This is a genomic window from Agrobacterium bohemicum (assembly GCF_001562555.1).
Lineage (GTDB): Bacteria > Pseudomonadota > Alphaproteobacteria > Rhizobiales > Rhizobiaceae > Agrobacterium > Agrobacterium bohemicum.
The window spans coordinates 14,454-27,661 of the sequence record NZ_KQ961028.1; the positions used below are offsets into that span (position 1 = coordinate 14,454).

The following is a 13,208-nucleotide window of genomic DNA, read 5'->3' on the forward strand; positions in this document are numbered from 1 at the left end:
TCGTGTTAACAGCCACCGCCCCTTGGCTGTTGCAAACACGCTGCGACCGGGGGCTTGCGGGAGATCGGTTGCCTGTGCGAGTTTCTGCCGCATGAAGCAACGCACAGCATCCGATTCTCCCGCACTTTTTGACATGCTCGATAGTGGCCCGGATTTCAGTCTGGAACTTGAAGCGAAAAGGCGCGGTCAATGGCCGGTAGCAGGAACGGATGAGGCGGGACGTGGCCCTCTGGCCGGTCCCGTTGTTGCAGCCGCGGTTATTCTGGACCCCGACAATATTCCCGATGGCCTGGATGATTCAAAGAAGCTTTCAAAAGCGCGTCGGGAAGTTCTGTTCGAGAAAATTCTTCAAACCTCCATCGTATCAGTTGCCTCGTCCGGCCCTGTTCTGATCGACCGCATGAACATCTTGCGCGCAAGCCTGGATGCGATGCGCCGGGCTGTGCTGGGACTTCACGTCGCTCCCGCCATCGTGCTGGCAGATGGGCGCGATATCCCTCCCGGTCTTTCCTGTGCAGCAAAGGCTGTCATCAAAGGCGACGGTCGCTCGGTGTCCATTGCTGCCGCGTCGATCATCGCCAAGGTTACCAGAGACCGGATGATGGAAAAGGCCGGATTGTTACATCCGGCCTATGGCTTCGAATCACATGCAGGGTATGGAACGCCAGCGCATTTGCGCGCTATTGAGGCAAACGGCCCCTGCCCGCTTCATCGGATGAGCTTTCGTCCGATGAGAGTAGATGCAGGTGCTTAGCTGGCGCGTCTCATCTCATAGGAACCATGATCCCGGCCTTGTGATGGGTTCGCGGCGAGTTGGAATTTTTGCAACAATGTGCGCAGCTTGTCGCTTTCGCTGGCAAGAGCCGACGTAGCGGACGTCGTTTCTTCGACCATCGCAGCATTTTGCTGAGTCGTCTGATCCATCTGGTTGACGGCGGTGTTCAACTCGGCGAGGCCTGTGGCCTGCTCCTGAGCCGAGGTGGCAATCGCACCCATGTGTTCGTTCATCACGGTCACATGGCTTTCGATGGTCTTCAGAGCATCACCTGTCTGGCGCACGAGACTGACGCCATTCTCGACTTCTACCGACGACTTGCTGATCAGTTCCTTGATTTCCTTGGCGGCTTTTGCCGAACGCTGCGCCAGTTCACGAACCTCCTGCGCGACCACTGCAAAGCCCTTACCCGCCTCCCCGGCACGCGCAGCTTCTACACCTGCGTTCAAAGCCAGAAGATTGGTCTGGAAAGCAATCTCGTCGATCACGACAATGATGTTGGAAATCTGCCCTGATGATTGCTCGATCCGCTGCATGGCATCCACTGCGGTCGCAACCACGTCTCCTGACAGCTTTGCGGCACGGTTGGCTTCGGTGGCAGCGCCACGGGCCTCCTGGACCCGTTTCGTGGAACTGGCGACATTGACGGTGATCTGGTCCAGAGCTGCCGCTGTTTCTTCCAGCGTCGCCGCTTGCTGTTCTGTTCGTTTGGAAAGATCCACCGAGCCATGGGCGATCTCACGTGTTCCGTCATTCATCGTTTCGATGGAAAGCGAGATTTCAGACAGCGTGCCACCCAACTGCTTGAGCGAGCGGTTGAAATCGTGTCGTAGCGATTCGAAATCCGGCGCAAAGACATCATTGATCTGAAACGCGAGATCACCGGCGGCCAGGCGCTTCAACCCATCCGCCAATCCGGATGTCGCCGCTCTCAGTCGCTCGTTCGCATCGGCCTCTGCCTTCTCCTGCGCCGCCAATCGGTCAATCTCGGTCTGTCTACGATCACTTTCCGCTTGCGCTTCCAAGCGCTTGTTGTCGATTGCACCAAGGCGGAATACCTCAACAGCTTGCGCCATTGCACCGATCTCATCTTTACGTTCACGGGCCGGAATGGTGATGTTGGTATCGCCATCGGACAGGCGCCGCATGAGATCAGTCATCCGCACCAATGGTCTTGCAAGATGGAAGTTTCCAAATAAAGCCGCGCATGTTCCAATTGCAAGAGCAATGCCAAGCGAGATGTAGTTGAGCAAGACGGCAGATTCTGAGATCTGCGTTGTGGTATCACCCTCAGCTCTGACATCACTCTCCATGTCGTCGACTGCGCTCTGGAGAGCCAATTTCGCGTCGTTGTACGCAGCCAAGGCCTCGCCCACAAATTTCGATCGTGCTTCTTCCGGCTTCCCGCTTTTCAGGGATGCCTCAACCTCGCTCCAGCGCGCTTCGGACAATTTCCATTTTTCTGCGAAGGTAGCAAAATGCGTCTTGTCTGCCTCGTCTACAAGGTACCCTTGATATTCACGGAATTCAGCATCCAGCGCCGTCCGCGCAGCTTGCATCTGCGTCTCGAATTGCGCCCGGCTGTCTGGCGTCGAACTGACGATGGAGCTCTGCGCATTTCGGATATTACCGACTTCGCCATTCAATCTGCCGAGCAGAATGAAAGCAGGAACACGTTCACCGACGATCGTGTCGATCCCGGATCTGATCTGGTTCAGGGAGGAAATCGAAAAACTTCCCTGCACGCCTGCGACGAGCAACATGATACCAGACAGACCGGCAAGAACAACACCTATGGATATCTTCATGAATAATCTCCCGTCGCGGAATGGTCCGACCGCTTCAAATGTCTGCTGGATAAAAATTCGCATGCACAGAATATTTCAGACGGTTGAGAGTTAGCCGGAACTGGAAAATTGAAGCTTCCCGAGTATCAAGGCATTTCATACTATACCGTGATAGATATATTCCATCATCATAGTTGAAATTTTATTAATATTTGAACAATTGACGATGTGCAGTTTTAATAGTCCAGATCGAGTGGATTTCTTGTCTTGATGGTCAATATCATTGGAAATATGCAACCTTATCTCGCATCATCCAGACACATCTACTCCGCACTGTTAAAAGTTATACAAAATGATAGCTTCCTATCTTACCCGCACAGGCAAACTCTGAGGTCCAAACCAAGTTGTTGCATCTGGTATCTAAGTGCGGGCTTAAATCCATTCCTTCGACGTAAGCTACAAATGAGAAAAACCCCCACCGATTTCTCGGCAGGGGTCTCATACTTATCTACGACAGACGCTTTAATGCGTCAGGCTTCGTATGATCAATTCAAACGCGCCTTGACCTCGCCAACAGCGTTGTTGAAAAGACCGGCTTTGGTAGCGGCTGTCGTCTTCTCAGCGATCAGCTTTTCAGATGCGGCGATGGCAAGATCGACAGCAGCAGAGCGAACGGCGCTGATGGCGTCGGTTTCGGCTTGCTTGATCTTCTGCTCCGACAGAGCATTGCGGCGGGCGACGAATTCTTCCGTCTTTACCTTGGCCTCTGCCGTCAGGGCTGCGGCTTCACGTTCGGCAGCCGCAATGATGTTGGCTGCGTCTGCTTCTGCTTCCTTGCGCTTGCGCTGATATTCGGCCAGCAGGTGCTGGGCTTCTTCACGCAGACGCTTGGCTTCCGCCAGTTCTTCCTTGATGTTGCCCGCCCGCTCATCGAGCGAACTTGCCAACATGCCTGGCACCTTCAGGTAGGCAATCAGAACAAAGAAGAGAACGAGGCCGACGAGTGCGAAAAATGTTGCATCAAACGCCATATCAAACCTCCTTCACTGCGGATGCGGCGGCAACGGCTGCTCTGGCATCTGCATCTGTGACCTTGGTGCCGATCAACTGATCGACAATCGCAGTTGCTGTTTCTTCAGCAATGGCACCGACATCGGCGAATGCCTGCTGCTTGATGGTCTGGATCCGTGCCTCGGCAGCGTTCACCTTCTGGGTCAACTCAGCTGCGATTGCGGCACGGTCGGCATCAGCCTTGACCTTCGCAGCATCGCGGGCGGCGGCGGCAATGGAGCCAGCCTTGGCGCGAGCAGCGGCAAGTTCTTTTTCATATGTTTCGATAGCAGCGTCAGCTTCGGCCTTCAGCCGGGACGCTTCATCGAGATCCTGTGCGATACGGCCGTGACGGTCTTCAAGAATACCGCCGACACGTGGCACGATGACCTTTTTCATGAGCACGTAGAAAAGGCCGAACGTAATGGCCAGCCAAAGAAGCTGGGATGCGTAAGTGGACTGATCGAACGGTGGGAACACAGGAGATCCGTGACCGGCATCATGTGCCACTCCCGTTTCCGTATGCGTTGCTTCCGGAGCGGTCTGACCGACAGCCGGAGTTCCGGTATTCGTTTCACTTGTCGCCGGTGCTGACTGGGCCAAAGCCTCGGTCACGAACATGCTCACCTCCAGGGGTAGTGCAAATGCGAAGGATCACGGCACGCTGCTGCGAGCCGTGATCCATACCTGATGCCGATATTAGACAGCGAACAGGAGAAGGAGAGCCACGAGCAGCGAGAAGATGCCCAGAGCTTCCGTAACGGCGAAGCCGAATACCAGACGGCCGAACTGGCTGTCAGCGGCAGACGGGTTGCGCAGTGCGCCCGACAAGAAATCGCCGAAGATACGGCCGAGAGCGAGGGACGTACCAGCCATGCCGAGGCATGCGAGACCTGCGCCGATGTACTTTGCTGCTTCCGCTTCCATGTTAAGCTCCTTAGAATGGTTGTTTGCGGCTATGTTTGACACCCGATCTTGGGGTCAGCGACTTTACTTCTCAGTGACCGCCATGCACGGCGTCGTTCAGGTACATGCAAGTCAGTACCGCGAAGACGTATGCCTGCAGGAAGGCGACGAGAAATTCCAGACCGGTCATTGCGACCGTCATGATGAGGGGCAGGATTGCGCCACCGATACCAAGTGCGCCCAAGGCACCCATGGAAGCGACGAAGCCCGAGAAAACCTTCAACGTGATGTGACCTGCCAGCATGTTCGCGAAAAGACGAACGGAAAGACTGATAGGACGCGACAGGAAGGAAATGATTTCAATGGACGACACAAGCGGCAGAAGAACCGCCGGTACACCCGTCGGCGCAAAAATTCCGAGGAATTTCAGACCATGTTTGTAGAAGCCGTATACGACGACGGTTCCGATAACGAGGCACGACAGCGCAAATGTCACGATGATCTGGCTGGTGACGGTGAAGAAATACGGGAACATGCCGAGAAGGTTGGCTGTCAATACGAACATGAACAAGGAGAACACGAACGGAAAGAACACCATGCCCTTTTTGCCGGCGCCTTCGCGCAGCATCGAAGCGATGAATTCGTAGGACATTTCAGCAACGGACTGCATGCGGGTTGGGATCAGACCGCGGTTCGACGTTGCGAAATACAGGAAACCGGACGCTGCTGCGACCGTTGCGACCATGAACAGAGACGCATTGGTGAACGAAAAATCGACGCCGCCGATCTCAATCGGGATGATCGGCGTAACCATGAACTGATGGGTCGGATCGTTTGCCAACGTATGCCCTCTTTACCTTTTGCCGCGAAAGGCGACACTTTAACGTCTCATATGGAGAGCAGCGATATCAATCGCCCTGCTTTCCACTCTTGTCTTGTCCCAGCCCACCTTCGAGAAGCGGCGGCTTTGCCACCACTCCGGCAGAACGCAGAACGTTCAATACGCCAGCACAAAATCCGAGAAGAAGAAGAACGATCATCCCCCACGGTGACGTGCCCACAAAATAGTCCAGAAGATAGCCCAGCATGGCGCCAACGATGATGGCAGAGATGAATTCTGAAGACAGCTTGATCGCAAGTGCAAAGCCTTTTCGGCTCTCCTGCGCATTCTGCTCGCTTCGTCTCTCTGCCTCGTCATCCGACTTCACCTTGGCCAACTCATCGGCCAGGTGCTTGCGGCGCTCTTCCAGACTATCGTTACGGTTGCCGGTCATTTTCAAATCCTGCCTTTTTGCTCCATTCCGGTCGTGCCAGAACTCTTTGGAGTTGTAAACGGCAGGGCTTTGAGCATGTTCCAGCCCGCTCTGAAGTCGGGCGCAACATAGTTTTAGGGACTTCGCTAGTCAAGGCACAGAAGGTGGTTCACAATGTACAAAATTACATCATGAAAACAAAGGCTTGGCTAATTTTCGCAAATTCGTGACGTCGTTAGGCCGTGGAATCGGCAATTTTGATACTCTTATCCCGGTAAAAAGCCCGAAATATCAGCTCCATCCACCGCCATAGGTCCGGTAGAAGACGTGCAAACCGATTCTACCCACCTTTTTCATGGACTTCCCCCAGGCTGGGCGGACGTAAACGGCATGATAGTGGGTGGCAGAACCGACTTCGTTCAACCATATCTTGCCAGCCGAGGTTGCGATGGCAACTTCTCTCGCCATTTTCCAGTGACGCTCGGAGTTGATCCGGTCCTTGATATTGTCGCAGGCGAAGGAAAACTGGCAGCGATTGCGCCAGTCCTTGTTCTGATAGACCACGCCGCAGATGGTTTTGGGATAGGACGGGTTGCGGACACGGTTGAGAATGACCTGCGCGACGGCGGCCTGACCCTTGACCGATTCGCCCCGCGCCTCGAAGTAAATGCCGGATGCCAGGCATTGCTGCTCGGCTGCTGAAAACACTTCCGCTGGCAGCGGCGTCGCCGCCCAGGCGTGGTCGTCGGCAGATATCTGCGGAACGAAGCGTCCGGCGTCGGGCTTTTTGAGGATAGCGTCGAAGGGCGATTCGCGCGCGAAATCCGGTTCTGGCGGCGCGTAGGCGGTTGCCAGTATATCGGCGGAGCGATTGGTGATCAGTTCCGCCACCATAGGCGAAACGCTTTTCTCGGTCTTGGTTTCATCACGGCGGAAATAGAAGGAGGCAAGCTCGATGTCATTGCTCTTCTTCGGCTTGACGAAAGCGGTGCGATCTTTCCGCTTCATCGGTTCGACATCCAGCATGCTGGTGCGTTGCAGAACCGATCCCGCAGTGAACGCTTTCGGCGGCTGCATGACCTCCGAGGAGACAACGCGACCCTTCTTGGCGGCGCGGTTGACGCGGTCGCTGTCCGGCGTGGTTTCCTTGCCGTTCTTACCCGTGACAAAGGCGACCTTGCGGCCATCGGGTGTAATCATCCCTGCCCCGTTGAGCGCTGGCGCCGCATCGGCGTCGTTGAATGCCAGTGAGGCGCTGTGAACCGAACCCGCAGGAGAATTGGTCAGGACCATTCGCCACTGCTCACCCCCGGCATCGAGCCCTGCCAGGAGGGACGCCAGATCGGCGCGTGCGGCGAAGGAGGGAAAGGCAAGCCAGGCGGCAAGGCCGAAGACAACAGGCGATGTCCATTTCTCAAACGAGAAGAAGAACCCGCGACGCGATACTTTCTTTGAACGCAAAACCAGTACTCCGGACAACGCAACACACTGCTACACAGCCGAATAATCTCTCATTAACCTTGATGCTTGGTTAACGGGCCAGACCCAAATGCCTTCACGTTAACGTGTGGCGATAACGAAAAAGCCGTGTCGTCAGAAAAGTGACGGTTTTAGATCACCACGTGTGAACCGAGTTCCACCACGCGGTTGGCCGGAAGTCTGAAGTAATCAGACGGGTCTGCCGAGGTTTCCGCAAGGGCGATGAACAGACGGTTCTGCCAGCCCGGCATGCCGGATTTGGGGTCAGGCACCAGTTTGCGTCTGCCCAGATAGAACGACGTGGACATGATATCGAACTTGTAACCGGTGCGGCGCAGATAGCCCAAGGCCTGTGTGACGTTCTGGGTTTCCATGAAACCGAAGTGAAGCTCGACAACCACGAAACGTTCGCTGATCTTGGTGATCGTGTAACGCTTGTCCGGGTGGATACGGGGCGTGTCTTCGGTGCGGATCGTCAGGATGACGTTCTTGTCGTGCAGAACGTGATTGTGTTTGAGATTGTGCAGCAACGCCGCAGGTGCCGTTTCAGGGTCGCCCGTGAGGAAGATGGCTGTGCCGGGAATACGCACAGGGGCATGCGAGCTTTCCTTTTCGACCGAGGCTACGAAGGCTTTCAGCGGCACGTCGGTGCGGCGGGTTTTCGCAAACAGGATTTTCGATCCGCGCTGCCATGTCATCATGATGATGACGAAAGCCATGGCCAACAACACCGGTACGTAACCGCCATCGTGGATCTTCAACAGGTTGGCACCGAGGAAGATGAGTTCAAGCGAAATGAACGGGAAGATCACCAGCATGGCCAGAGACTTCGACCACTTCCAGTGACTGCGGGCAAATTGGAAGAACAACAGGCTGGTAACAACCATCGCGCCGGTCACGGAGATGCCGTAGGCGGTGGCCAGTGCGTCCGAACTCTTGAACGTCAACACCAGCGCAACGACGCCGAACAACAGAACAGTGTTGACCGAAGGCAGGTAAATCTGCCCCGTATTGGTCTCAGACGTGAAGAGGATTTCCATCCGCGGCAGATAACCGAGGTGGATGGCCTGACGCACGAGCGAGAAGGCACCTGTGATAACCGCCTGACTGGCGATGATGGTGGCGGCTGTCGCCAGAATGACGGCGGGAAGCAGCGCCCATTGCGGGAACATCAGATAAAACGGATTGGACATTGCGGCCGTGTCTTTGAGAACCAGCGCGCCCTGACCGAGATAATTGAGTGTGAGAGCGGGAAAGACCAGCACGAACCACGCCCATTGAATGGGTCTACGGCCAAAATGCCCCAAATCCGCATAGAGGGCTTCGGCACCGGTGATCGTCAGGAAGACAGCGCCGAGAACGACGATGCCGTAAAACCCCTCGGCCAGCAGAAATTCGACGGCATGGTATGGATTGAAAGCATAGAGGATTCTGTAGTCATCCGAAATATGCAGGAATCCGACGAGACCCATAACCAGAAACCAGACGGCTGTAATGGGGCCGAAGAACTTTGCAACGACTTCAGTGCCATGGGACTGGATGGCAAACAGACCGACAAGAATGACGACGGAGATGGGGATGATAAAGGAATCCATCTCTGGCGTGACGAGTTTCAGACCCTCCACCGCTGACAGCACGGAAAGCGCTGGCGTGATCATGGCGTCACCCATGAAGAGTGCGGCTCCGATGAGCCCCAGCATGATCAGCACACCGCGCTTGCTACCAGCCGATTTCATCAAAAGCGCCAGCAGCGACAATGTGCCGCCTTCGCCATCATTATCCGCCCGAAGCAGAAAACAGATGTACTTGATGGTGACGATGATGGTCAGCGCCCAGATCATCAGCGATATGAGACCGATGACCTCAGCCTCGGTGATGCCGTCATGTGAAATCGGTTTCAGTGCTTCGCGAAAGGCATAGAGCGGGCTGGTGCCGATGTCGCCATAGACGACACCGATAGAGCCCAGCATGGCCGCGAACAAGCCCTTGAGGCGGTGATCATCCGCTTCCGGCTTGCCGAGGTCTTCCTTATCCAAGGTATGAGACATTGTGATTCTGACCGGTTAGAGCCAGCCCTTCCAGCGGAAAAAAATGAACGGAATTATTGCCGATACAAGCATGACGACGACTGCCAGAGGATAGCCATAGGACCACTGCAACTCCGGCATGACGTTAAAGTTCATTCCGTAAACGGATGCCACGAGTGTTGGCGGCAGAAAAACGACCGACGCGATGGAGAAAATCTTGATGATTGCGTTCTGCTCGACATTGATGATGCCAAGCGCCGCATCCAGCAGAAAGGTCAGATTGCCGGAGATAAACGAGGCGTGCTCAGACAGAGACTGAATATCGCGGCCGATGGAGCGGCCCGTTTCCTTGGCTTCCTTGTCCTGCTGCACGTTGGGTGTTGCCTGTAGAAACGATTGCAGGCGAGCCAGCGATGCCAGACTGTCACGCACCTTCGATATCAGCCGGTGATAAGCGGAGATATCTGCGATCTTGTCTTCGAGATAGCGCGGCGCCTTGCGTTTGCTGCGCGCCTGCTCTCCAAAAATACCAGCCGCGACCGTATCGATGCCAACGACGGAATTTTCGAGAATTTCTGCGGTGCGATCCACGATGGTTTCGAGCAGTTTCAACAGAAGGGCAGCACCGCTGCGCATTTCATGCGGCACACGTGTGATGGCAGCAGTGAAGAGGTTGAAGGACTTCGGTTCCGCATAACGAATGGTAACGAGCCGGTTGCCTGCCAGAATAAAGGCGACGTCCGTCAGCCGGGGATCGTTGGAATTTGCGTTCCATACCAGCGAACCGGTCATGAAAACATTGCCCTCTTCCGTGTAGAGGCGGCTGGACGGCTCGATGTCCTTCAAATCCTCGCGGGTCGGCAACTCGACGCCAAGCGCTTTTTCGACGAGAGTTTCTTCGGCCCTGTCAGGGTTGATCAGGTCGATCCAGACAATATCGTCCGAAATCTGCGTGACCGATTGGTCCGCCGACAGGCTGATTGCCTCGCAATTCGAGCGATAGGCTTTGATCAATCAGTTTCTCCGGTCAGCACACCGACAAATGCCGGTAGGCTGCTCTAACACATCATGTGTGGCTTCCGCAAACGTCCGGATGGACGGCGGATCAAACGGCGCGGCCTATGCTCCCTATGCCCGGAAGAATCAAGGAGTATTTTTTTAAAGCGCCAGTCCAACCGATGCGACACTCCGCAAAAAGCACACCGGACCACGTTGGAGAAACCATCACAAAAACATGCTAATTTTTTTGATAAAAACCAATATATTTCAGTATATTAATAGAAAAACACAAAGGGCGCTGCGCTTTGGCACCTCTCGTTAAAACAGCAATTCACGACAGAGTTCTACCTAAGCGAGGCCCTGTCAAGCCGTACGAAAGATCAAGTGCTATGCGCACCGTGCATCGATAGCTGCTTATTATTCGAACACGATCCGAGGCGCCGGCCTGCGGACATCAGCCCCGACCTGGGTCCATACCCTTTGCGCAATATCACGGTAAATCTGCGCTTGTGGTCCATTCGGCTCTGCCACGACGACTGGCGTTCCGGCATCTGACAACTCGCGAATGGAGATGGTCAGTGGCACTTCCCCCAAAAAAGGCACATCAATACGTTCGGCCTCTGCCTTTGCGCCGCCATGGCCGAAAATATCATAGCGGGCACCCGTATCCGGCGCGATGAAATAGCTCATATTTTCGATGACACCCAGGATAGGCACTTCGACCTTGTTAAACATGGTGACGGCTTTGCGGGCATCGATCAGCGCCATATCCTGCGGGGTCGATACGATAACGGCACCCGCCAGCGCCACCTGCTGGGCAATGGTCAATTGCGCATCGCCTGTGCCAGGCGGCATATCCAGCACCAGCACGTCGAGTTCTCCCCAGGCCACCTCGCGCAGCATCTGCAACAGAGCTGATTGCACCATCGGCCCGCGCCAGATCATGGCGGCTTCTTCATCCACCAGAAAGCCCATGGACATGACCTTGAGGCCATAGTTTTCCATAGGCATGATGGTGCGGCCCTCGCCCTGCTGCGGGCGGCCGGAAATCTTCAGCAATCGAGGCAGCGAAGGTCCGTAAATATCGGCATCCAGAATGCCAACGCGCAAGCCGAGCGACTGAAGCCCGAGCGCCAGATTGACGGCAGTCGTCGATTTTCCGACGCCGCCCTTGCCGGATGCCACAGCGATAATCGCCCCGATACCGGGCACACCTGCCTTGGTGCGCGGCTGCGGCGGCGATTTCGGGGGAGCCGCCGCTGCTCTTGGCGAAGGGGCCGAGCCCGGCTTGCGATCGGCCGTCAGAGCGACCATGGCCGATTTTATGCCGTGTACGCCAAGGGCTGCCTTTTCGGCTGCAAGTCGCAACGGCTCCATGTCGTCGGCCTTGTCCGCTGGAACGGTAATGGAAAAATAGGCTTTTGCATCCGCAATGAAGATTTCCGACACCATGCCCAGCGCGACAATGTTTTTATCGCTGCCAGGATAGACAACGTTTTCCAACGCCTGCTCGATCTGCTTCTTGTCGCCCTGTGTCATGCCGGTATCCATCGCGCCCGATGCGCCGGTCTTCAATACCCAACCGCGCCTGTTTCGCCAATGGTAAAGCATAAAATGGTCGGAACGGGTAACAGCCGCGTCTCAGTTTTCGTTGCCGGGCGCTATCTTTTCGGGGTCGAAGATGCGCCCGTCGAAAAAGGCATCTGGCCCCAGAACAAGGCCGGACCGCGATGCACCGACGTGAACCGGCGCCTGCAACGTGCCCTCAAGCTTCATATTGGCTGCGGGAACCGGCGCGAAGATCGGCTTCATCGCGTTACGGAACAGGTCTGGGCGAAAGGCCTCGCATGCGGCCTCATAGGCACTCGCATCTCCGGCGAATTCCGGGGGGCAATCGTTCCACCGTAACATCTGGCTGTAGAACCACAGCGCTTGGCTCTGCCAGGGAAAATTCGCAGCCTTATTGCTGGTCGAAAAAAAGCCGGGGCGTTCCAGCATCCTGGCGGGAGAATGCGAGATAAAGCCTGTGAGGGCGGGCAGGATGAGATCACCATCCACGTCCAGATAATGTGGAGCAGCCAGAATACCCGCGAGTTCCTCGATATTGGCATGACTGGCGCACCATTCGCCAGAGCGATAAAGCGCGCGTAACAGCGCCTCCAGTGTCGCTGGCTGGGTGCTTGCCCAATCGCGCGACACAGCCAAAACCTTTTCCGGCGCGTTCTGCCAGATATGGGACTTTGTCGTCACGATGCGCGCCGTACCCTGAAGAACGGCAGATGTCCCGTGGGGCTCTGCGACATAGAACCCGTCAATATCGCCCGTTTCCAGCATTTTCGGCATATCGACGGGTGCAGCTACGACGAGGTTGACGTCATGGCCGATGCGCATATGCGCGCTATCCAACAGGTAACGCAGTTCGAACACCGAAACCGCCAGACGATGTTCGACGGCGAAAACCAATGGCTGGAGCTTCGCCGTCTGCCGCGACGCCGCTACACGGGCAAGAGACCGCGCAAGGGTGCCGGGATCAGGTATCTTCATCCCCTGCTCGGCGAGGTCGTCGTGCAAAACCTGCGATACGGCGAAGGTTGCGCCGCCCGTGGCCAAAACAAAAGGCGCGACGAGATTGGCTGGCAGATCAGGCAACCCAAGCGCAGAGGCAACGGGCAAGGTTGCAGACAGATGGAGGCCTTGGAGATCGATCGTTTCCCAGTCGGCCAAAAGGTCAGCGGTGGACGGTCTTCTCACCAGTTCAAGAGAAAGGCTCTCGTCGGTGGCGAAGCCTTTTTCGAGAGCAACAACAAGGACTGCGCAATCAATCGTCGGAGAAAATCCAGCCTTGAAGCGTTTCGATGCCGCCAAACGAATCTCCCCTGCCGCGAGTAACCCGAGAATTGCTTAGGTCCCTGTAGATAACAATCATAAAATC

12 protein-coding genes are annotated in these 13,208 nt (G+C 55.7%); 1 reads left to right on the top strand and 11 read right to left on the bottom strand.

The features are described from left to right. Positions 1-91 precede the first annotated feature (91 nt). A complete protein-coding gene (locus ATO67_RS10850; protein ID WP_067648366.1) occupies positions 92-754 on the top strand; it encodes a ribonuclease HII in 663 nt (220 codons plus the stop codon). Here ATO67_RS10850 and ATO67_RS10855 read toward each other — a convergent pair. From ATO67_RS10855 to ATO67_RS10905, 11 genes are all read right to left on the bottom strand, one after another. Then, positions 751-2,583: a HAMP domain-containing methyl-accepting chemotaxis protein gene (locus tag ATO67_RS10855; protein WP_067648368.1), complete on the bottom strand. Its 1,833-nt coding sequence runs from the start codon at positions 2,581-2,583 to the stop codon at positions 751-753. The genes ATO67_RS10850 and ATO67_RS10855 overlap by 4 nt on opposite strands. Positions 2,584-3,107: 524 nt before the next feature. Then, positions 3,108-3,593 (bottom strand): F0F1 ATP synthase subunit B, encoded by a 486-nt coding sequence (locus ATO67_RS10860; RefSeq protein ID WP_067648371.1) that lies wholly within the window; start codon positions 3,591-3,593, stop codon positions 3,108-3,110. Position 3,594: 1 nt separating this feature from the next. Further along, positions 3,595-4,233: a F0F1 ATP synthase subunit B gene (locus ATO67_RS10865; RefSeq protein WP_067648374.1), complete on the bottom strand. Its 639-nt coding sequence runs from the start codon at positions 4,231-4,233 to the stop codon at positions 3,595-3,597. Between the two features lie 78 nt (positions 4,234-4,311). Beyond that, on the bottom strand, positions 4,312-4,539 hold the full coding sequence (locus ATO67_RS10870; RefSeq protein WP_027673924.1) for a F0F1 ATP synthase subunit C: 228 nt from the start codon (positions 4,537-4,539) through the stop codon (positions 4,312-4,314). Positions 4,540-4,609: 70 nt separating this feature from the next. After that, positions 4,610-5,359, bottom strand: coding sequence for a F0F1 ATP synthase subunit A (locus ATO67_RS10875; RefSeq protein WP_067648377.1), 750 nt, complete (start codon positions 5,357-5,359; stop codon positions 4,610-4,612). A 67-nt stretch (positions 5,360-5,426) separates the two neighbouring features. Next, complete coding sequence (locus tag ATO67_RS10880; RefSeq protein WP_067648380.1) at positions 5,427-5,792, bottom strand: AtpZ/AtpI family protein; 366 nt, start codon at positions 5,790-5,792, stop codon at positions 5,427-5,429. 270 nt (positions 5,793-6,062) lie between these two features. Then, entirely contained in the window at positions 6,063-7,232 is a 1,170-nt protein-coding gene (locus ATO67_RS10885; RefSeq protein ID WP_067648383.1) for a cell wall hydrolase, read from the bottom strand. 149 nt (positions 7,233-7,381) lie between these two features. Then, the gene (locus ATO67_RS10890) at positions 7,382-9,220 is read right to left on the bottom strand and encodes a potassium transporter Kup (protein ID WP_245303968.1); all 1,839 of its coding nucleotides are present in this window, start codon (positions 9,218-9,220) and stop codon (positions 7,382-7,384) included. 93 nt (positions 9,221-9,313) lie between these two features. Continuing rightward, positions 9,314-10,291 carry a magnesium/cobalt transporter CorA gene (corA, locus tag ATO67_RS10895; RefSeq protein WP_067648389.1) on the bottom strand — a complete coding sequence of 326 codons (978 nt, stop codon included), beginning with the start codon at positions 10,289-10,291 and terminating at the stop codon, positions 9,314-9,316. 402 nt (positions 10,292-10,693) lie between these two features. Beyond that, on the bottom strand, positions 10,694-11,815 hold the full coding sequence (locus ATO67_RS10900) for an Mrp/NBP35 family ATP-binding protein (RefSeq protein ID WP_067649020.1): 1,122 nt from the start codon (positions 11,813-11,815) through the stop codon (positions 10,694-10,696). Positions 11,816-11,917: 102 nt separating this feature from the next. Continuing rightward, positions 11,918-13,141 carry an ABC transporter substrate-binding protein gene (locus ATO67_RS10905; protein ID WP_067648393.1) on the bottom strand — a complete coding sequence of 408 codons (1,224 nt, stop codon included), beginning with the start codon at positions 13,139-13,141 and terminating at the stop codon, positions 11,918-11,920. Positions 13,142-13,208: the final 67 nt, after the last annotated feature.

Excerpts from the sequence above, each read along its gene's own strand:
- ATO67_RS10850 (WP_067648366.1), top strand. The coding sequence starts at position 92 with ATGAAGCAACGCACAGCATCCGATTCTCCCGCACTTTTTGACATGCTC.
- ATO67_RS10855 (WP_067648368.1), bottom strand. The coding sequence starts at position 2,583 with ATGAAGATATCCATAGGTGTTGTTCTTGCCGGTCTGTCTGGTATCATG.
- ATO67_RS10860 (WP_067648371.1), bottom strand. The coding sequence starts at position 3,593 with ATGGCGTTTGATGCAACATTTTTCGCACTCGTCGGCCTCGTTCTCTTC.
- ATO67_RS10865 (WP_067648374.1), bottom strand. The coding sequence starts at position 4,233 with ATGTTCGTGACCGAGGCTTTGGCCCAGTCAGCACCGGCGACAAGTGAA.
- ATO67_RS10870 (WP_027673924.1), bottom strand. The coding sequence starts at position 4,539 with ATGGAAGCGGAAGCAGCAAAGTACATCGGCGCAGGTCTCGCATGCCTC.
- ATO67_RS10880 (WP_067648380.1), bottom strand. The coding sequence starts at position 5,792 with ATGACCGGCAACCGTAACGATAGTCTGGAAGAGCGCCGCAAGCACCTG.
- ATO67_RS10890 (WP_245303968.1), bottom strand. The coding sequence starts at position 9,220 with ATGCTGGGCTCTATCGGTGTCGTCTATGGCGACATCGGCACCAGCCCG.
- ATO67_RS10900 (WP_067649020.1), bottom strand. The coding sequence starts at position 11,815 with ATGACACAGGGCGACAAGAAGCAGATCGAGCAGGCGTTGGAAAACGTT.